The organism is Pseudoalteromonas sp. BSi20480 (assembly GCF_000241365.1).
Classification (GTDB): Bacteria; Pseudomonadota; Gammaproteobacteria; order Enterobacterales; family Alteromonadaceae; genus Pseudoalteromonas; species Pseudoalteromonas marina.
The window spans coordinates 23,516-44,622 of sequence record NZ_BADX01000160.1 but is presented as its reverse complement, the minus strand read 5'-3'; the positions used below and the strand labels follow the sequence as shown (position 1 = coordinate 44,622).

The window sequence follows — 21,107 nt, the reverse complement described above, 5'->3', positions numbered from 1 at the left end:
ACAAGTTGCTATGATGGCAGAAGTAGCACAAGTAAAACTTAGCTACTCAATAATAAATGACGATAGCGCAACACAAAATTTACTTGTTTTAAATGGTGGAATCCAAAATGAGGGAATAGCCACTGAGCGACAAAGAATATTGCTAGACATAAATGGTAACCCATTACTGAAAATGAATATTGAGCATCACCACCAAAGGTTGCCTGTATTATTTGACTTGTATTTAGTTATTATTTTAATAATGTTTTTTGTAGCCTCTATAATAGGTTTTTTTGTTGTTAATCGTTTTTTTATTACACCATTAATTAATGGTGCATCGGCAATCAATTTAATGTTACTTAAAAATGACCTTCAACCGCTTCATTTTAAAAATCAGTTTTTAGAAATGCGTGTACTTATAAATGGTTTTAATTCCTTAATAAAAGAGGTCAAAAAACAAAACGAACAACTTGAAAAAATAAGTAAAGTAGACGAGCTAACGCAAATTTATAACCGACGTGCCTTTGAAGAAATTTACACATTACAATGGCATGATGCCCACAATCAAAAAACAACGTTGGGATTAATGCTAATTGATGTTGATTACTTTAAGTTGTACAACGACTTTTATGGTCATCAAGAGGGGGATTGTGCCTTACAAGCACTATGTCGTGTTTTAAAAGAAACCGCCCAATCAAATAATGGTATAGCGGCACGTTATGGAGGTGAGGAATTTATACTGTTGTTTAACCAGCTTTCGTTTGAGCAATTTGAACTAACATCTCAACAATTACGAAAAAATGTAAATGCGCTTAAATTACCTCACAAAGGCTCTAAAGTAAGTGATGTTTTAACTATAAGTGTAGGCTGTGCTTTTGCAACGGCAAAGGCTATGGATAATGAAAGCATCACAGCCAAATCATTAATTAAAGATGCAGACGTTATGCTGTACGAGGCAAAGAACACCGGAAGAGATAGAGCCTTAATTAAATCAATATAATTAAACCACCATCGCGAATTATTACTATTAATGCTAAAAGTTTAATACATATTACGCTGCGCTAAACTTCTTTTCCTCCATGTTGCTCGGCTAAATCATCAAGCTCGGCAATGGTATAATCGAAGCCTGTTTCGTCGTAATCATAGCTTACTTTTACGCTATCACCTCCATTAAAAAGACGTGTTTTAACATCGTTCACTGGCCAGTTTTTTAACTCATGTAAAAAACGGTTGGCCACTTGCGATGATTCAAAACGATAACTAATTTCTGTTTTCATGTGTGAGTCTCTGGCTGTTTAACCCCCGTAGTTTGTGCAATTTTGAACGTTAGTCAAGTTTCGATTACAAAAAATAAAAGGAAAAAATGTAAATTTTGTGTTTCAATTAATGCATTAAACTAAGTAGGCAATTGCTTACTTAAACCAAAATATCATGGCGATTTAACATGCATTATAAATTAGTTTTGATAGTAAGCTCAGTCTTTTTTCTTAGTGCCTGCGGTGGTTCTGGCTCAGATGATACCCCAACAGTTAATGGTAACAAACTTCCTTCTTTAACCCTGTCGGGCTTACCCAGTGATATCATAAAAAGCCAAACTATTGAGCTAAAAGCAACAGCCAGCGATGCTGACGGCAGCATCGCAAGTGTAATTTGGCAACAAACTTCGGGGCCTACGGTGTTAAGTGAGCCAGTAAACGCAAGCTCAGTTAGCGTTAAATTGGCTGATGCACTAACTTACACGCCTTCAGAGTATGCGTTTAATGTTACCGCGACCGATAACGAAGGGGCCACTACCGTTAAAACGGTCAATTTTTTTGCCCGCAATAGCATGGATGCATTTTCTGCAGCTCGGTTGTTGCATCAAGGAAGCATGGGGCCAACGCTTGTAGAAATACAAAACGCGCAAGGTCAAAGTGAGCTGCAATGGCTTGATGCCCAACTGGCATTACCCATTAACTATCATCGTGACTATATGGTGTTTACTAATGACGATGAAGATTTTAGGTATATAAGCCGAATAGACGCGTGGTGGAAAGCCGTAATGCAAAGCGACGATCAACTACGCCAGCGCGTGGCCTTTGCGCTGAGTGAAATACTTGTAGTGTCTGATCTCAATAACGATTTACGCTCTCAGCCAGAAGGCATGGTGACCTATTACGATTTACTGCTAACGCATGCATTTGGTAATTTTCGTGATTTACTTGAGGCGGTAACTTTATCGCCAATCATGGGCACTTATCTTAGCCATTTGGGTAACGAAAAGGCCGATGATGCACTTAATATTCGCCCCGATGAAAACTATGCCCGTGAGGTTATGCAGTTATTTACTATCGGGCTTGATGAGCTAAACCAAGATGGTACCGCTAAATTAGACGCTAACGCTAATACTATTGCAACGTATGGCCAAGCAGAAATAGAAGGGTTTGCTCGTGTATTTACAGGGTGGACATTTGCAGGCAGTGAAACATTTAAGCGCAAAAGTCGCGACTATGTTGCGCCTATGCAAGCATTTGAAGAGTACCATTCACAAAAGCAAAAAACGTTATTAAACGGCGATATTATTCCCCAAGGGTATGGTGCGCAAGAGTCGTTACAACTAGCGCTTGATAATTTATTTAACCATCAAAATGTAGCGCCTTTTATCAGTAAGCAGTTAATACAACGACTAATTACATCAAACCCTACATCGCAATATGTAGAGCGAATTGCCAATGTGTTTAATGATAATGGCGAAGGCGCACGAGGTGATCTAGCAGCAGTAGTAAAAGCTATATATTTAGATGATGAAGCTCGTCATTATGGCAGTGTATTAAGCTACCAAGGTAAAATAAAAGAACCGCTTCTTAAAACAGTCCAATTTTGGCGAAACCTAAACGCAAGGTCACCCGAAGGTTATTACAAAACATGGAATTTAGTTGACCGATATGGGCAAGGGCCTATGCAGTCGAGTTCGGTGTTTAACTTTTTTAGACCTGACTACCAGCCTGCCCAGTTGCGAACAAATTCATTAGTGGCTCCTGAGCTACAAATAGCCGGCGATGCAACAATTATAGGCACCATGAACGAACACTTTGCCGATTTAGTGTGGAGCACTGCCGAGGCGCACACTGATTTAAATCCAAATGGCATTTATGTTTACATCATTAACGATATGAATACCTTGCAAAACAATGGGATTAACTACTTACTCGATCAATACAACGTACTGTATTTTGCAGGCTCTATGAGTAGCGACACACGCCAAGCATTATTAGATTTAGATGCTTATTTTGATGACGATCAATATCGCGAACGGGTATCGTATTTACTTTATATGATTGCTATTTCACCTGAATTTAATTTGCAGTATTAGGAGAGACATAATGAGCATTAATAGAAGGCAATTTTTGTCGTTATGTTTAAAAGGCGGTGTATCGGCAGCCGCACTGACTAGTTTGCAACTACAAGCGCTTACAGGCTCTGTTAATGCAGTTGAACTAGGCGACTACAAAGCACTAGTATGCATTTTTTTATACGGCGGTAACGATTCACTCAACATGTTGGTACCCCTTGAAGGTGAGCAGCGTAGCTTGTACGAACAAAGCCGACAAAATTTAGCTGTTGCATCGCCAATTACTTTAAATACTGCAACCCAATTTGCAGGTGGTGTAGGGTTGCACCCATCATTGTCGCCTATTCAACGTGTTTTTAATGAATCTAATTTAGCGTTTGTTGGTGGGGTGGGTACCTTGCTTGCGCCAACAAGTTATAACGATTACAAAAATAATGCAGTGGCATTACCTAAGCACTTATTTTCTCATAATGATCAGCAAGCATCTTGGATGTATGGCCGTGAAAAACAGTCGCTGAACAGTGGTTGGGGAGCACGTTTGTTAGAGCGCTTAAATCAGCAGGATCAGTTTGCTGCCAATGTGTCGTTAGATGGAACTAATCTGTGGCAAACAGGCAGCCAAACAAAAGCGTTTGCACTAAATAAAAGTGGGATTAGTCGTATAAATGCATTTGGCGGTTATCAACCACGCACAGATCACGTAACTAACATTATGAGTCGTATAATGGGCAATACTCATCATCCGCTTAGTGATGCTTATGCAAAAAGCTTTAATTCGGCTATTAACAATACTCAAACTATGAACAATGCGTTAGAGACAGCCCCAGAGCTGATAACACCATTCAGCGATTCTAGTGTTTCTCAACAATTGGCCGCAGTGGCAAAAGCAATTAGTGTGCAGTCTACTTTAGCAACACAGCGCCAAGTGTTTTTTGTTTCAATGGGCGGGTTTGACACCCACGACAACCAATTAGAAACCCACCCGCTTTTGTTAAATTCATTAGCGCAAAGCTTGAGCGAGTTTAATAGCGCAATGCAAGAGCTAAATATGGCAGACAAAGTAACGACCTTTACGATGTCGGACTTTGGCAGAACGCTGACCTCAAATGGTGATGGCACCGATCATGGTTGGGCTGGCAATCAACTAGTAATGGGAGGAGCCGTTAAAGGAGGCGATATCTATGGTGAATTTTTAACGCAGCATTTAGACGGTCCGCAAGACGTTGGCAGTGGAAGGCTCATCCCAAGCGTGGCAAATGAGCAATACTTTGCCTCATTGGCGCAATGGTTTGGCGTTTCATCATCTGAATTGAGCGATATCTTTCCTAATCTGACTAACTTTGATCGCACAACATTGGACTTTTTTATGTAATTAGTTGCTAATGGTAAACCATAATCAAGCACGCGCAGTATAAGTGCTGTTTACAAAATAACAATTACACACAAAATGGAGCACAAGAATGAAGATTTTAGTCAGCTTGGTGAGTTTAATCGCCTTTTTACTGGTTGTATTACCTGGCCCTTTATACAAGTTTGGCGTGGTTGATTTAGGCCTTGCTTTTACAGGCTTTAGATACGGCGTGTATGTGGGTGGTGCAGCACTTGTTTTACTGCTAGTACAGTTAATATTTATGCGTAAAACCGCTTCATTTGGTAGTGCTATCGTTGCTGTAGTATTTTCTGTGGTTGCTATTGCTATGCCGCTTAACATGATGAATAAAGCCAAAAATGTGCCGCCAATTCATGATATTTCAACCGACTTGGTTAACCCGCCTAAATTTGTTGCTATTGCACCACTTCGCGCTGACGCACCAAACCCAGTTGAATACGCAGGGGAAGAAACCGCGGTACAACAACGTAAAGCTTACCCAGAACTAACAACCCTTAACTTTGCACAGTCGCAAAGTGATTTAATTGCAGCAACCGAGCAAGCAATTAAAAATTTAGGCTGGGAATTGGTAAGCGCTAATAAATCACTTGGTTTAATAGAAGCAACAGACACCACAACGTGGTTTGGCTTTAAAGACGATGTTGTTGTTCGTATTGTTGATGAAGGTACTGAGCGCTTTGTTGATATAAGAAGTAAATCACGTGTTGGTCGCAGCGATTTAGGTAAAAATGCCGAGCGTATTAATACTTTAATTGACGAAATTAACGCAGAGCTTACTAAGTAACACTGCCTTAAATAGTAGTATGTGATTGAGCCCAAATAATATTTGGGCTTTTTTGTGGCTGCTTTTCAGTTTGTATTCACTCCTCAAAGTACATACTCAATGCGTTTTAAATTTTTAAACAACTATGGAGTTATGATGAAAACAGTAGGATATGCAGCAAAAAGCCAAGGGTCTGAGCTTACAGAGTTTGAGTTTGAACGCCGCGATTTACGAAATAACGATGTAGAAATTGAAATTTTATACTGCGGTGTTTGCCATTCAGATTTACACGCCGTTAGAAACGATTGGGGCGGTGTAAAATACCCACTCGTGCCAGGCCATGAAATTGTTGGCAAAGTTAAGTCGGTTGGTAGCGATGTTAAAAAATACAAACAAGGTGATACCGTTGGCGTAGGCTGTATGGTTGATTCGTGTAAAAGCTGCGATCAGTGCGACAATAATGAAGAGCAATTTTGCCGTGAGGGCATGGTTGGCACTTATGCCGGTAAAGACAGAGAAACCGGAGAAATGACCCAAGGCGGGTATTCTAAGCATGTTGTAGTTCGTGAAGAGTTTGTACTTTCAATACCACAGAATTTAGATCTCTCACGCGTAGCACCGTTGTTATGTGCAGGTATTACTACGTATTCTCCACTACATAAATGGGGCGTTAAAAAAGGCAGCCGTGTTGCAGTTGTAGGCCTGGGTGGCTTAGGTCATATGGCGGTAAAAAATGCCGTAGCAATGGGTGCTGAGGTAACTGTTGTTGGCCGAAGCGAATCTAAAAAAGAAGATGCTGTTAAACTTGGTGCCCAGCATTACTTAGTTTCAACAAATGATGACGAAATGAAAGAATCGCAGTCAGCATTTGATGTGATCATTGATACAGTGCCAGTTAAACACGACCTATCAATTTATACACCGCTATTAGACATAGATGGAGCATTAATTATTGTTGGTCAAGTGGGGCCTGTTGAAGAGTTAAATACAGTGCCATTATTAATGGGACGACGTCAGGTTGCAGGTTCACTTATAGGTGGTATAGCAGAAACGCAGCAAATGCTCGATTTTTGTGGTGAAAACAATGTATTACCTGAGTGTGAAATGATTAACATTGACGAAATTAACACTGCATACGAACGTATGGAAAATTCAGATGTACGTTATCGTTTTGTAATTGATATGGCGTCGTTAGATTCGTAAAAATTATTGATATGAAAGTAAAAGAGCGGCTTATCAGTCGCTCTTTTTGTGTTGTGATTAATTAACTGTGTTTAAATTGGGTGACTTATTAAGTTGTAAATAGCTCAGCAACCACATTCCTAAGCCACCTAAAAATAATGCCGCAGCGACATAGCCAGTTTGATTTGGCGCAGCCCCTTTGGCAATCGCGATTCCACCTACCCACGGGCCAATTGCGTTTGCTGTATTAAATGCACATTGAACTAATGCGCCTATCATCGCGTGACCCTCAGGTGCTACATCCATGAGTAGGCTTTGAATTAATGTCGCTAAACCGACACTACATCCGATGAAAAAAATAACCGCATAAAGCACCCAAATATTATAACTTGCCGAAACATAAGCAAATGCAAAAATAATGGTGCATACAAGCGCAAAGCCTGTTGTTTTTATTGCCGACTTGTCTGCAGCTTTTCCTAAAACGTAATTACCCAGTGTACAGCCAATGCCAAACATTACCATTGCCACCGAGATAGTATAAGGCGCTGTATTTGTTACATCTAAAATGGTGTCAGCAATGTAGGTATAAATACAAAAAACACCACCAAAGCCAATAATAACAATGCCTAAAATTGACCATGCGAGCTTGTTTTTGAGCACACCAAACTCGTTTAATAAGTTAGAGGGTTTAGCGTTGTCTATGTTGGGCACGACTTTATAAACTAAAATAAATGCAACAAAAGCAATCGCTGCGGCACCAGCTAAACAGTAACGCCAACTTAAATTTTGGCCTACCAATGTTACAACGGGCACACCAACAATAGTTGCAATGGTTAATCCCATAAATACTTTTGACATAAAGCTGGCTCGTTTACCTTGCGGCGCAATATCAGATGCAAGCAAAATGGCAGCACCAAAATAAGCGCCATGAGGCAATCCACTCAAAAACCTAAATATGATTAACTGCTCTAACGACGTAGCCAATGCACTAAGCCCATTAGATACACACATTAAACTTAAAAAAATCAGCAGTGCTTTTCGTTTTCGCATATTAGCCGTTGTAAGCATTAACACAGGTGCACCAACCACTACGCCTATAGCATACGCGCTTATAGCATAACCACTTTGAGAAGGTGTAGTACCAAATGTTTCGCTTATAAGAGGCAGCATTGGCATCATCGAAAATTCAGATAAACCTAAAATAAAGGTGCCTAACGCCAGCACAATTAAAATAGCCGTTTTATTTAGCTGATTGGGTATAGATGTAACATCAGGTTTCATAAACCCCCTTTGAATTAGATGTTTAAATATAAAAAAGTAACGCCAGAGCAAAAAAGCACTATGGGTTATAAATGCAAAAATTTATGAAATGAATATAGAAAAACTTGAGGCAATTAGTTTAAGTGAAGCGGTAGGCTAAGTCATTAGATAGAGTTAAATAAATACGATTTATATTATTTAATTAGCACCTACATACTTAACAAACGCTACAGCTGTGATGAGGGCGACGAATGAAAAACCGCTTAAAAGTACTCAGAGCTGAGCGAAATCTAACACAGGCTAAACTAGCTGAATTATTAGATGTATCGCGCCAAACCATTAATGCAATTGAAAAAGGTAAGTTTGATCCCAGTTTACCGCTGGCGTTTAAAGCAGCGCGTTTATTTGAATTAAAAATAGAAGATATTTTTGATGATGAATAATGCAGGCATATTTAAAATAAAATGAGCAAAGTGCGACAATTTGTCGCGCTTTTATTCTAGCCTCACGAATTATAATTAGTCCAACTATTACAGTGGCATAATTATAAAATGGCAGATTTAAGCAACACTCCAAACACATATTTATTAACGCCTTTGGCTTTTTTTATAGGCAGCATGTTTTCTTCAGCAACCTTTGCAGACGACACCTCTTTAGAAGTTATTGAGGTTCATGGACATTCGCAAAATACACATCTTGCACTTGGTTCTGCAGAATCATTACTAAATGATTTAGGTGTGGATTTTTCTGCTGCAGGTGGGGTGTCTAACTTGCCTATTTTAAATGGCCTGATGGGCGATAGAGTAAAAGTATTGGTCGATGGGGCTGATGTTACAGCGGCATGTGCTAATCATATGAACCCTCCGCTTTCGTATGTTTCTGCTAATCAAATTACGGCTTATCATGTTATTGCGGGTATATCAGCGGTAAGTGCCGGTGGCGATAATATTGCAGGGGTGATAAGCGTAAATACTATTTCACCACAGTATAGCCAAAGTAATGAGCTTAACTGGCACTCAGGCTATGTATCTGCTCAATATAATAGCGTAAACAATGCGCGAAAAGTGGGGGTAGGAGCACGTATTGCGAGCAATACCCTGAGTTTTAATTACCAAGGTGCGTTTAGTGATGCCAAAAGTTACGACGACGGAAATGGAGACTTGGTATTAGATACCTTATATCGCGTTCAAAACCATGCGCTTTCTGCAGCAATACGAGACGAAAAACAACAGTTTGTAATTAAGCTTACACATCAAAAAATACCTTATCAGGGCTTTGCTAATCAGTATATGGATATGACTGATAACACAAGTTATGGCGCAACGGCCCAGTACAAGCGTGTATTGGAAAACAGTGAATTGGAAGCCCAACTTAATTGGCATGATGTTAAACACGAAATGGGTTTTTTTAGCGCTGAAAAAACCGGCATGATGCCAATGAATACCGATGCGCGCGATGTAAGCTCTCAAATTAAATGGCGTTTAAACCTAGATAGCAATAGCAGCTTATTACTTGGGCAAGCATTTTATGATTACCGAATTGATGATTGGTGGTCTGCTGTTGAAGGTTCCGCCATGATGGGCCCTAACGATTACATTAATATAAATAATGGTCAGCGTAAGCGTATTGCAGCATTTGCAGAATTTGAGAGCCAAATAAATACTAAGTTGTGGTTAAATTCAGGTATACGTGTTGAGCATGTAAATACTCGTGCTGACGATGTTCAGCCATATAACGAAGGTATGGCAATGATGACTATGAGCGCCATGCCAATGCAGCCCAGTAACGCAAGTGCCGCTGCTGCTTTTAATAGCAAAGAGCACGATAAATCAGACACGGTGGTTGATATCAGTGTATTACTTAATTATCAGCTTACTCATACTGACGAGCTACAGCTTGGTCTTGCTCGCAAAAACAGAGCACCTAATTTGTATGAGCGATACAGCTGGGGTGTGAGCAATATGGCAACCACCATGATTGGTTGGTACGGTGATGGCAATGGCTATATAGGCAACCAAAATTTAGAAGTAGAAACCGCGCATACAATAAGCTCTACTTATATTAAATCGGCTCAAAACGACGACTGGCAAGTAAGTGCAAACATTTGGTATACCAATGCATCTGACTACATTGACGCAGACCTCGTCAGGTCTTTCAATCGATTTGGCTTAGAAAACACAGCACGTAACATACTTAAATTTACTAATACGGATGCCGTATTGTATGGGGTTAAGTTAGATTTAGCCGCTAATATTCATCAATCTAAAGCACTCGGTAATTGGCAATTAAATGCCAATATTACTAATACACGTGCAAAGCGAGATGATACCAACCAGCCGCTTTATCAAATAAAACCACTGCATACTAAGCTTGCAATTAACCATCAACTCGGCCGCTTTGAAAATACGCTGTCGTGGCAATGGAATGATGCTAAAACACGCGTCGATAACAACCGATTAGAAAACCAAACCGATAGCTACAACATTGTAAATTTAGGTTCAAAAGCGTCATGGGGCGACTTAACGTTAAGTGCACAAGTGAGTAATTTATTTGACGAGTACTATCAACTACCGCTTGGTGGGGTGAGCATTGCGCAGCTTAAAAAAGGCGAAAGCACGGGTTTTGAGCAGCTCGCAGGGCAGGGGCGTTCGTTTAATATAGGGATGAGTGTCGCTTTTTAAGGTGATTATATAATCTACAACCAAGAGCAGGTTACGGCTGCTCTTGGTTTTGTTCTATTTGGGTTAATTGTGCTGCTTGTTGTTCTAGCTTCTCGCGCTCTGCTTTTGATATATACGCGGGCTTATTACTTTTATGTAATTTAGCGTTAGCGCGTTTGTCTTTCTTTTGAAACTTAGTGACTATTTTTTTACGACGATTCACACTGATTTACCCCAATTATTTTAAGCCGCTTATTATACCGCTATCCATATTAAAGCTGCCATATAAATATTTACACTTAATAGTTTGTTAAATTACCGCAAAGCGCTATTTGTAATGCTGTGTGGGCGCTATAATTAAAGCCCTTAGTTATTAATTAAATGGAATAAGTTTTGAAAAAGTTAGCTTTAGCCAGTGCTCTCTTGTTCGCGTTTAGCGCGCACGCACAGTTACATAAAAATATTGATAATGTTGCCGATTACGCTGTAAATACCTACCAAAATGCGCAAGTACACACGCTAACTAACTTAGTTGCTTTTCCTACAGTAAATAAAGATTCAATACCCGCACCACAAAACCCAAATTTTATTAACTTTAAATCGGTATTAAAAATGAAAGCTGCAGAGCTTGGGTTCGACTATCAAGACCTTGGTTACACTGTGCTTATTGGCATGGGTAAACAAACAGACAAGGTAACAGTGGTAACACACGGTGATGTGCAGCCAGCTAATGCGAGTAAGTGGAAGCAAAACCCCTTTATTATTGATACCTCAGAGCCGGGTAAATTAGTAGGCCGTGGTACCGAAGATGACAAAGGCGCTATCGCTACTGCGCTTTACGCCATGAAAGCGATTAAAGATAAAGGCATAGAGCTTGATAACCGCATTGAGCTGATGATTTATCTGGCTGAGGAGTCTGATTGGGGCCCACTTACTGAGTTCATGAAAACATACGAGCAACCAAAGTATGCAGTAACCATTGATGCATCATACCCGGTTGTGGTTGCTGAAAAAGGTTGGAGCTTAATTTCTCCTACATTTAATGCCATATCAGATCAAAAAGCAGTGTATGTAAGCGACCTTGCTGGTGGTGCTTTCAAAAGCCAAATACCAGAAGATGCAAGTTTAGTACTGCATAATGCTAATGAGAGCTTAATTGACTCACTAAAAGCGAAAGCTGAAACGCTTAGTGATGTTGAGTTTAATTTTGAAGAGCAAGGTAAAGGCTTAAAAATAAGTATAAAAGGAATGTCTGCGCACTCATCTGAGCCAGAATCGGGCGTTAATGCTATCGCACACTTGAGCGAGTTATTTAAAGACGTAGCGCTTGAAAACAACAGCGATGGACAGCTTATTAAATTTGTAAATCAACTGATAGGGTTAGATCTTCACGGTAAGCAGTTTGGCGATATTGCCTATAAACATGACTTTATGGGCCCAATGACCGTAGCCCCAACCGTCATTGAGCGCAGCGGGAATAAACTAACGTTAGCTGTTAATGCTCGTCGCCCTGTTGGTAAAAGTGAAGATGTATTAAAGCAACAAATAGAGACAGCCGTTAATCAATGGCAAGCTAACAATAACGTTACACTCGAGAGTATAGATACAGTGATAGGTAACCCTATGCTGTTAGACAATGCGCCGCATGCGCAAAAGCTACTAGATATATTTAAGCACTTTACCGGCGACGAAAAAGCCGATTTTGTATCAATTGGCGGAGGCACTAACGCAAAACTATTTGATAATGCAGTATCGTTTGGACCTTCAATGCCTGGTAAACGTTATACAGGCCACTCTGAGCATGAATTTATTACACTTGAGCAATTAGAGCTTAATTTACGCATGTATACCGCAATGATGATTGAGCTAGGTAATATGTAAGTTATCAGTGTTTTAATATGAAAGCCGCCTTGCTTAACTAGTAAGGCGGCTTTTTTGTATCTGTTAAAGTTGGGCCACGAAGCGAATATTGTATTGATCGTAGTCATTATTATCGGTGTAACTTGCAGTGATATAGTAGCTATCGTTAAAAAGTCATACGTGCAGATAGAATACTTCAATCTAAAAGTAAGTGAGCTAAATTGACCGTTGGAAAATGCCTACAAATAGTGGGTTTATAATGAGGTAATTAAAATAGAGGTGAGCTATTTACAATTCTTTATAAACCAGTGGCTAATTATTATAAAAAACTTAACAAACTCTCTTCAAAATGGTAAAAATCATACTGTGTAAATGTATTAATACAGATGGATAGCAGTAATATGGACTTTTTGAATTTAGCACTTACGTTTCCTACCATTATTTTCACGGCCCTGCTTTTGGTTGTAATCCTTTTTTGGGTGATCACTTTATTAGGCTTTGCTGACATTGATATGTTTGAATCTGATTTAGACATAGAGCCCGGTTCATCTAGCTCAAATAGCGCCCATTCAGCGTCAAACTTTGGTTTTGGCAGTATTCCTATTACGGTATCAATTAGTTTAGTGGTTATGCTTAGCTGGCTAATTAGTATTTATGCACATAAGTTTTTTGCTTACCTACTTGGTGATGGTGTTTTATTTTATGTGTTTGGCTTAGCGATGCTGGTAGTAAGCGCGATTATTGCTTTACCAATTGCAGTTATTATTTCAAAACCATTACAACGCTTTTTCTCAAGTGTAGAAACTTCTCGCAGTAGCGACTTATTGGGTCTTGAATGCACGGTTGTTACTGGAAAGGTGACGCCAACGTTTGGTCAAGGCAGAGTTAATTTTCAAGGCACTGAGCAACTCATTGAAATAAGATCGCATGACGAATACCCCTTCAGCGCAGGTGATACGGTAATATTACTTGAGCATATAAAAAAGCAGCATTGTTATATTGTTACTGCCAAACCTTGGTAACACAACGCCGTTTTTTGCTGTAAATAACACATAATAAATCGATAATTACGTTAGGACATAACATGGAATTTTTAGATAACTTACTACCTATATTAACGTTTGTAGGTATAGCGATAGCGGTCATTTTTGCTATTTTGTTAATTGTTGGCAAGTTTTATCGCAAAGTGGAACAAGGCCAAGCTCTCATTATAAATAAAATGAAAAGTGAGCCAGACGTTACCACTACCGGTGGCATTGTTTACCCTGTTATCCATAAAATGGAAGTGATGGATATTTCAACAAAGCGCATGGTACTTGAACGTAAAGACAAAGGCGGCTTGATTTGTAGAGACAATATACGTGCCGATATCGCCATTACGTTTTATATTCGTGTTAATGAAAACAAAGACGATATTTTACGTGTAGCAAAGCAAGTAGGTTGTGCACGTGCATCAGAGCATGAAACGCTGCAAGAATTATTTGAAGCTAAGTTTTCAGAGGCACTTAAAACGGTTGGTAAGCGAATGGATTTTGTTGAGTTATTTACTCACCGAAACGAATTTAGGGACAACATTAAAGAAGTGATAGGGCAGGACTTATCTGGCTATACACTTGAAGATGTTGCCATTGATTACCTAGAACAAACGTCGATTGAAAAGCTTGATTCACAAAATATTCTTGATGCAGAAGGTATTCGTCGTATTACCGAAATGACGGCAGCGCAAAATGTATTAACCAATCAGTTAAAATGTGATGAGCGCGCAAAGGTAGAAATACAAAACCAAGAAGCCACTGAGAAATCACTTGAAATAGAACGTCAAAAGCAAGATGCAATGTCGCGTCAAGTTCGTGAAATTGAAACCGTTAAAGCGCGTGAACACGCCGAAGCTGAAAAAGTACGCCACGAAGAGCGTTTAAAATCAGAGCAGGCGCGTATTCAATCTGAAGAATCAATTGGAATTAGCGAGCAAAATAAGCAGCGTGAACTTGATATTGCAGAGCAAAACCGACTGCGAGTACTTGGTATTGAGGAAGAAAAAGTTTTACGCTCTCGTGAAATAGAAGTGATTGAACGAGAAAGAGAAACTGAAATTTTACGTATTAACAAAGAAAAAGCGCTTGAAGTAGAACGCAAAGAAATTGCTGATGTAGTGCGCGATCGCGTAATAGTCGAAAAGTCGGTAGCTGAAGAGCAAGAGCGTATTAAAGATGTGCAGGTTTTAGCAGGTGCAGAACGTGAAAAAGACGCCATTATAATCCGAGCTAAAGCAGAAGCAGAAGAAGCACTAGTTAAAGATATTGAAGCTGCTAAAGCGCAAGATCAAGCTGCTGAATTTAAAGCCCGTGAACTTGAAACAATGGCCAATGCAGAACTGCGTATTGCTAATCAGCAAGCTGAGTCTAAAAAGATACTTGCTCAAGCACAACAAGTTGAAACAGCGGCACAGGGCTTAGCTGAAGCAGACGTAATTACAGCTAAAGCACAAGCAAACGCAATGCAGGGTGAAGTAGACGCTAAAGTATTGCGTCAAAAATTAGAAGCAGAAGCACAAGGTAACCGTGAAATAGGGCTATCTCAAGCGCAAGTACAAACAGCCATGGCTGATGCGAATGAGAAACAAGGTGAAGTTGAAGCCATTAACCTTGAACGTAAGATGCTTGCAGAGGCCAAAGGTCTTGAAGAAAAACTACAAGCGCTTAATGCGATGGACCAAGATGCCCGTGACTACGAAAGCTTTACACTACAACTAAACCAGCAAAAAGAGCTAGTGCTGGCTAAAATTGAGGCAGGCAAAGATATAGCAGAGCATCAAGCTCAAGTGATGAGCAAAGCACTAGGCGATGCCGATATTAATATTATGGGTGGCGATGGCCAGTTCTTTAACCAGTTTATGAGTGCTATTAGCTTAGGTAAATCAATAGATGGTTTAGTAGATGAAAGCAAAACAGTACAAACTGTATTTAAAGATCACTTAAATGGCGATCGCAATTTAATTGAGGATTTGAAAGGAGTATTAGCGGGCGCTAACGGCTCAGCTGAAACCATGAAAAACCTTAATATGAGTAAATTATTAAAGCAATTGAGTAACACCACAGCGGCTGAAAAAAGCCAATTACTAAGTATGCTAGGGAGCAATATGGGCAGCGGCCTTGACGAGAAAATAAAACTCGACCCGCAAGACTAACTCCCTCTCAATCTATAGCCGTAATTTATTTACGGCTTTTTTGATCACACATACAAAAGTAATACTGCAGGAAAGGTTTAATGACGGACTCAACACAACATGCTTTAGAGCAGGGATCGTACGATTTAATTAAGCGTCGCTTAAATAATTTTGGCGCAACACTCAAAACGCAAACAGATAACGTTAATTCGCAGCGTATTAGCGAGTTTGGTAGTACAGAGCTTCAAGTTAAAGGGCGCGTGCGTGCGCGAACCGAGCAAAACTGTACGCCTCGCGATATTGTGATTGTAGGCGACAAGGTTATTTTTGCTTACAACGTGTTTTTGGGTCTGAAAAAAGAAACCTCAATTGATGATGTATTTAGTGTGCACAAATTGGTTCAGCAAGAGGACCACTTTGAGATTGAACCCTACCCAGAAAAAACCTTATTTTTAACCGATACCCGTTTTATTAGAGATTTTGAAGAGCTTTATACTTACTACAAGCAAACCAAGCTGCAGCACTTATATCAGCAAAACGGTAAGTTATTTGCGTTGTTTCAGATTGGTGAAAAGCTCTCTGACGTGCGAGTGTTTAGATGGGAGATACACCCAGATAACACTATTCATTATATAGATAATCGCGGTGAACGCGATATAAAGCACGCACACGATTATGATTTTGAATGGCAACAAACAGACCGCAGTGACCATGTTGAAGGGCGTCACGGTCATATAAATATTGCCGATACCGTATTTGTTGAAACCATTGGTGGCACACTCACCATAAAAATAGAAAACAGCACCGAAACCGGCGAAGGCATTCATCAAGAACCTGTTGAAGATAAAAACCAATCGCTTGCTGATAGCGAGGTTGAATACGCGCAAGTGGGTGACTTGATTTTACTTAAAATTTTGCCATACCGAGAAAAGCAGTGGCGCTATTTTATTTTTAACAGCCGCACTTTGCAGGTTACGCGTCAAGATGCCATTGGTAGCGCATGTGTTACGCTGCCTGAAGACCATGGTATTATTTTCCCCGGTGGTTACTATTTGCAGTCGGGACAGGCTCGCTCATTTGAAGAACAAATTGATGATTTAGAATTTCATCGCCAAGTTAAATCGCCCAATGGCGAAGATGTATTGTATGTATTTTATGAGCCAAGCGAAGGACGCTATGCTTTATTTGCTTACAATATTATTGATAAAAACTTACAAAACCCAATCTACTGTCACGGTTATGGTATTTACAACGATGGCATAGCGTTAACCTTCAAAGCCGATAACGAACAAGCTGAACGCGTACACCCAATCCAAATATGGCAAAGCCCATTTGTATCAGCTGAGTTTGCCGCCAATGCACCTGCTTTAACGAGTTTTTTTGGAAAAATTGGTAACCCCGATTTAGTACGCGGTATTTCAGATTTATATAGCGTATGCAAAGCGATTAACGAACAAAGCCCAAGTTTGTTTCACTACGAAGATATGATTTCGCTGAGCCGAAATATATTTGATCGCTACCATTGGCTCAACGAAAGTGAGTTTGCTGACATAGCGCAAAGCTTGCACAGTATTTACGAAACGGCAGAACAAGTACTTGATGAATTTGAAAAAGTAACTGAAATACAGAACAAAGCTAAGCAAGCACTTGCAGATATAACTAAACAGTACACAGAAGTAACACGAGAGGTCCGCCCCGATAGCTTTAAAGCAGTGTCTGAATTTGTTACGGCAATAGACGCGTTAAAAGTACTAAAAGGGCAAATAATCAGCCTTGAAGATATTAAGTATATAGACACAGATGCACTTAACCAGTTACAAGCTGATGTAGATGAGCATTTGAGCGGTGTAAGCCAAGCTACTGCTGCTTTTTTACAGCAATCAACAGCACTTGAGCCGTATCATAAAAAATTAAAAGAACTCGAAGAGCTAAGCGCTAAGAGTGAAAGCGTAACCGAACTTAAAACCTATGTTGCCGAGCTTGATAAACAAAGTGTAGAGCTTGATTTACTCAACCACACAATGCTTGATTTAGACATAGACGATAGCCGTATCCGCACCCAAATTTTAGAAGATATTAGCGGTGTATATGCGTTAGTTAATAGGGCAAAAGCAGGCATAGAAATACGTCAAAAAAGCTTAGGCAGTGTTGAGGCTAAAGCTGAGTTTGCCGCTCGTTTTAAACTATTTTCACAAAGTATTACTAATGCATTAAATAATGCAAAAACCCCTGAGGCGTGTGACGATCAATTATCGCGTTTGCTAATACAGCTAGAAGAGCTCGAGTCGCAATTTAGCGATTTTGATGAATACCTTAGTGAAATAATAGCCAAGCGAGACGACGTTTACGAAAGCTTTGAAGCACATAAGCAAAGCTTAATTGATGCGCGTCAGCGACGTGCGCTTAATTTAGCAAATGCCGCAGAGCGTATTTTACAGGGCGTTAATCGACGTTCGCAAAGCTTCACTGAGTTAGATGCGTTAAACACCTACTTTGCAGCTGATCCGATGATCAGTAAGTTACGAGCACTTACGCAAGAGTTAAAAGATATTGGCGACGAAATACGTGCCGATGATATTCAGTCAAAACTAAAAGCAAGCAAAGATCAGGGCATTCGCTCATTACGTGATAAACAAGATATATTTACCGATGGCGGTAATACGGTAAGTATAGGTAAACACGCATTTAGTGTTAATAAGCAATTACTTGATTTAACGTTACTGCCTCGCGATGAGCAGCTAATGCTGCATTTAACAGGGACCGATTACTTTGAGCCGATTACCGACGCAAAAAGTGTTGAAACATTAGCGCAAAGCCGTCACTTGTGGCAGCAAGCGCTTGTGTCTGAAAACAGCACTATTTATCGTGGTGAATATTTAGCTGCGCAAATTTTATTAGCCTGCGAAAATAGTGAGCATACACTTACATTTGCACAATTACAGCAAGCTAAAGACGACAGTACGCTTTTAAATGTAGTACAAAAATTTGCAGAGCCTCGTTACCAAGAAGGTTACGAAAAGGGCATACACGATCATGACGCTAGCGCAATAATAGAGTCTTTACTTAATCAAAAAAGCACCCTTGATTTACTCATTTACCCAGTGAGTTGTAGGGTAGTAGCGCAGCTTTACAGCGCACAATTGTCAGCAGAACAGTTGGCTACTTTTTATCACCAAGCAAAAAATGCATTGTTGATGGAAACGCACTTTGGTGCAATTAACTTTATTAGCGCTTTAACATCTCAACTGAGTGAATATATCAGCGAGTTTTTAAATACGATACCTCGTATGCTTGTGCACTTTAGTAATTTATCAAGTGAGCTCAGCGCAGCATATTTAATTAAGCAATTGGCGCAGCAAAAAAGTGTAGATGAGCCCCTGTTTATAGTATCTCAGCAAGCTAAAAACCTCGCCGAGCAGTTTAATAGTGATGCAAATAGTAAGGGGTTTAGCAAAGAGCTAACCCAAGCTAATACCACACTTAATAGCACAGATGAGCGCGGTCTACTTTATTTAAGTTGGCTAAATGCCTATTGTTTAAAACACAGTAATATTAGCGCTGAAGTTCAAGCTGAAGCTGCGAATTACCTTCATTTAACAGCCTCTACTTCTTTCAAATACAGCGTTTTAGATGTAAATACCGATAACACTGTTAGTGGATTAATGGGGCAGCATAAGCAAATAAGTGAGCAAACACTTCAAGTTGATTATGCGTCGTTTTATGCACGCACGCGAGAGTATATTACAGAACAAGTCCCTGCCTTTGAGCAATACCATTCTCTACGCAGTGAAATTTTAGCTGAGCAAAAAGAGCGCTTACAATTAGATGAATTTAAAGCGCGGCCTTTGAGTTCATTTGTGCGAAACCAGCTTATTAATAAAGTGTACTTTCCAATTATTGGCGATAACTTAGCAAAACAAATTGGCTCAGCGGGTAAAAACAAACGCACCGATTTAATGGGGATGCTATTACTTATATCGCCGCCTGGTTATGGTAAAACTACGTTAGTTGAATACGTGGCTAACCGCCTAGGCTTAACATTTGTAAAAGTAAATTGCCCGTCAATAGGGCACGACCAAGTATCACTTGATCCATCTCAAGCCATTAACGCAACTGCCGAAAAAGAGATTGCTAAAATCAATCAAAGCTTTGAAATGGGCAATAACGTAATGCTTTATCTAGATGATATTCAGCATACAAACCCTGAATTTTTACAAAAGTTTATTTCGCTATGTGATGGCTCGCGCCGAATTGATGGCGTGTGGAATGGCAAAAGTAAAACGTATGATTTACGTGGTAAAAAGTTTGCTGTGGTTATGGCGGGTAACCCCTATACCGAATCGGGTGAGAGCTTTAAAATACCGGATATGCTTGCTAACAGGGCCGATATTTATAACTTAGGTGATACGTTAGCAGGGTGCGAGCAAGAGTTTGCAATGAGCTTTATAGAAAATGCCCTTACATCTAACTCCGTGCTTGCACCGCTGGCAAACAGAAATATGGACGATTTATACAAATTTGTGCGTATTTGCCAAGGTGAAGATATACCACTTAACGAGCTTGAGTATGGTTACTCACAAGCTGAGGCAAACGAAATTAAAGCGGTAATTAATAAACTGATCACTATTAGAGACACCGTATTAAAAGTAAATGCGCAATATATTGCTTCAGCTGCGCAAGACAACAACTACCGTACAGAGCCGCCGTTCAAGCTACAAGGTAGCTACCGTAATATGAATAAAATGGCTGAAAAAGTTGTAGCAGCTATGAATGACGAAGAGCTCGAGAATTTAATTTGCGATCATTACCGAGGTGAGGCTCAAACACTCAGTAAAGGTTCTGAAGAAAATCTACTTAAGTTAGGTGAACTGCGAGGTACCGCCACAGCGCAAGAACAAGCGCGCTATGAGCAAATTAAAGGTGACTTTGTTAGGTTAAATAAACTTGATGGTGCAGGTAGCCCGGTAATGATGGCGGTTGAGCAAATGGGGTATTTGCATGAGGCGTTAGAGGGCATTGCAAGTAAGCTCAGTAAAAGTAATTTAAGTTATGATTACAATGCATCAATTGGCACTGTAGGCGAAGGTTTGGCCAATTTAGATAGCTCTCAGGGCTTTAATTTACTTAATGAGACACTTCAAAGCTTATTGCACCAAGCGCCAGATAAAAGCAGTGTTGCAGAGCTAGTTAGTGTCATTGAGAAAAGTAGCGCACATTCTCAGTTAAGCGAAATCAATAAAACACTCAATGCTAATAATGTTAATCAAACAATTACGATGTTTGGGCAGCAGTTAGGTGAGGTTATTGCACAAAATACTAATCAGGACGAAATTAAAGTGTTAACTGAAACCCTAAGTCAGGCAATTGCTAATAATGATATAAAACAGCAATTAACCCAATTAGTGCAGGCATGGTCAGGTAAGCAGTAGGTTAGACTTAATAGATTAATGCCGCTTTACAATGAGCGGCATTAATCAAGCTTTGTATAAATTTAAGGTGTGCGATTATTCTCTATT

The 21,107-nt window shown here is 39.8% G+C and carries 14 protein-coding genes; 11 read left to right on the top strand and 3 right to left on the bottom strand.

The genetic code is table 11. The annotated features are described in order from the left end of the window. The first annotated feature begins 10 nt into the window (after positions 1–10). Positions 11–979, top strand: coding sequence for a GGDEF domain-containing protein (locus P20480_RS19960; protein ID WP_008132342.1), 969 nt, complete (start codon positions 11–13; stop codon positions 977–979). Between the two features lie 61 nt (positions 980–1,040). On the opposite strand, the gene P20480_RS02615 is transcribed toward P20480_RS19960, so the two are convergent. Further along, the gene (locus P20480_RS02615; protein WP_006791468.1) at positions 1,041–1,256 is read right to left on the bottom strand and encodes a hypothetical protein; all 216 of its coding nucleotides are present in this window, start codon (positions 1,254–1,256) and stop codon (positions 1,041–1,043) included. Between the two features lie 167 nt (positions 1,257–1,423). Between P20480_RS02615 and P20480_RS02620 the strand changes: the two genes are divergently transcribed. The 4 genes from P20480_RS02620 to P20480_RS02635 all read left to right on the top strand — a co-directional run bounded on the left by P20480_RS02620 (position 1,424) and on the right by P20480_RS02635 (position 6,666). Continuing rightward, a complete protein-coding gene (locus P20480_RS02620) occupies positions 1,424–3,331 on the top strand; it encodes a DUF1800 domain-containing protein (protein WP_008132341.1) in 1,908 nt (635 codons plus the stop codon). A gap of 10 nt (positions 3,332–3,341) precedes the next feature. Next, positions 3,342–4,682: a DUF1501 domain-containing protein gene (locus P20480_RS02625; protein ID WP_008132340.1), complete on the top strand. Its 1,341-nt coding sequence runs from the start codon at positions 3,342–3,344 to the stop codon at positions 4,680–4,682. Between the two features lie 88 nt (positions 4,683–4,770). Continuing rightward, entirely contained in the window at positions 4,771–5,484 is a 714-nt protein-coding gene (locus tag P20480_RS02630) for a DUF1499 domain-containing protein (protein WP_008132338.1), read from the top strand. 135 nt (positions 5,485–5,619) lie between these two features. Next, positions 5,620–6,666 carry an NAD(P)-dependent alcohol dehydrogenase gene (locus P20480_RS02635; RefSeq protein WP_008132337.1) on the top strand — a complete coding sequence of 349 codons (1,047 nt, stop codon included), beginning with the start codon at positions 5,620–5,622 and terminating at the stop codon, positions 6,664–6,666. Between the two features lie 57 nt (positions 6,667–6,723). On the opposite strand, the gene P20480_RS02640 is transcribed toward P20480_RS02635, so the two are convergent. Next, on the bottom strand, positions 6,724–7,926 hold the full coding sequence (locus P20480_RS02640; protein WP_008132335.1) for an MFS transporter: 1,203 nt from the start codon (positions 7,924–7,926) through the stop codon (positions 6,724–6,726). Positions 7,927–8,156: 230 nt separating this feature from the next. Between P20480_RS02640 and P20480_RS02645 the strand changes: the two genes are divergently transcribed. Together P20480_RS02645 and P20480_RS02650 are read left to right on the top strand one after the other, a co-directional pair. Beyond that, the gene (locus tag P20480_RS02645) at positions 8,157–8,348 is read left to right on the top strand and encodes a helix-turn-helix transcriptional regulator (RefSeq protein ID WP_008132333.1); all 192 of its coding nucleotides are present in this window, start codon (positions 8,157–8,159) and stop codon (positions 8,346–8,348) included. Positions 8,349–8,456: 108 nt separating this feature from the next. Next, positions 8,457–10,586: a TonB-dependent receptor plug domain-containing protein gene (locus tag P20480_RS02650; RefSeq protein WP_008132331.1), complete on the top strand. Its 2,130-nt coding sequence runs from the start codon at positions 8,457–8,459 to the stop codon at positions 10,584–10,586. 31 nt (positions 10,587–10,617) lie between these two features. On the opposite strand, the gene P20480_RS19325 is transcribed toward P20480_RS02650, so the two are convergent. Beyond that, entirely contained in the window at positions 10,618–10,788 is a 171-nt protein-coding gene (locus tag P20480_RS19325; RefSeq protein WP_008132329.1) for a DUF2986 domain-containing protein, read from the bottom strand. Positions 10,789–10,958: 170 nt separating this feature from the next. On the opposite strand from P20480_RS19325, the gene P20480_RS02655 reads away from it, so the two are divergent. From P20480_RS02655 to P20480_RS02670, 4 genes are all read left to right on the top strand, one after another. Then, on the top strand, positions 10,959–12,446 hold the full coding sequence (locus P20480_RS02655) for a dipeptidase (protein ID WP_008132327.1): 1,488 nt from the start codon (positions 10,959–10,961) through the stop codon (positions 12,444–12,446). Between the two features lie 380 nt (positions 12,447–12,826). Continuing rightward, entirely contained in the window at positions 12,827–13,447 is a 621-nt protein-coding gene (locus P20480_RS02660; RefSeq protein ID WP_008132326.1) for an OB-fold-containig protein, read from the top strand. A gap of 62 nt (positions 13,448–13,509) precedes the next feature. Beyond that, positions 13,510–15,612, top strand: coding sequence for a flotillin family protein (locus P20480_RS02665; protein WP_006791454.1), 2,103 nt, complete (start codon positions 13,510–13,512; stop codon positions 15,610–15,612). Positions 15,613–15,692: 80 nt separating this feature from the next. Further along, complete coding sequence (locus tag P20480_RS02670; protein WP_008132323.1) at positions 15,693–21,020, top strand: DNA repair ATPase; 5,328 nt, start codon at positions 15,693–15,695, stop codon at positions 21,018–21,020. Positions 21,021–21,107: the final 87 nt, after the last annotated feature.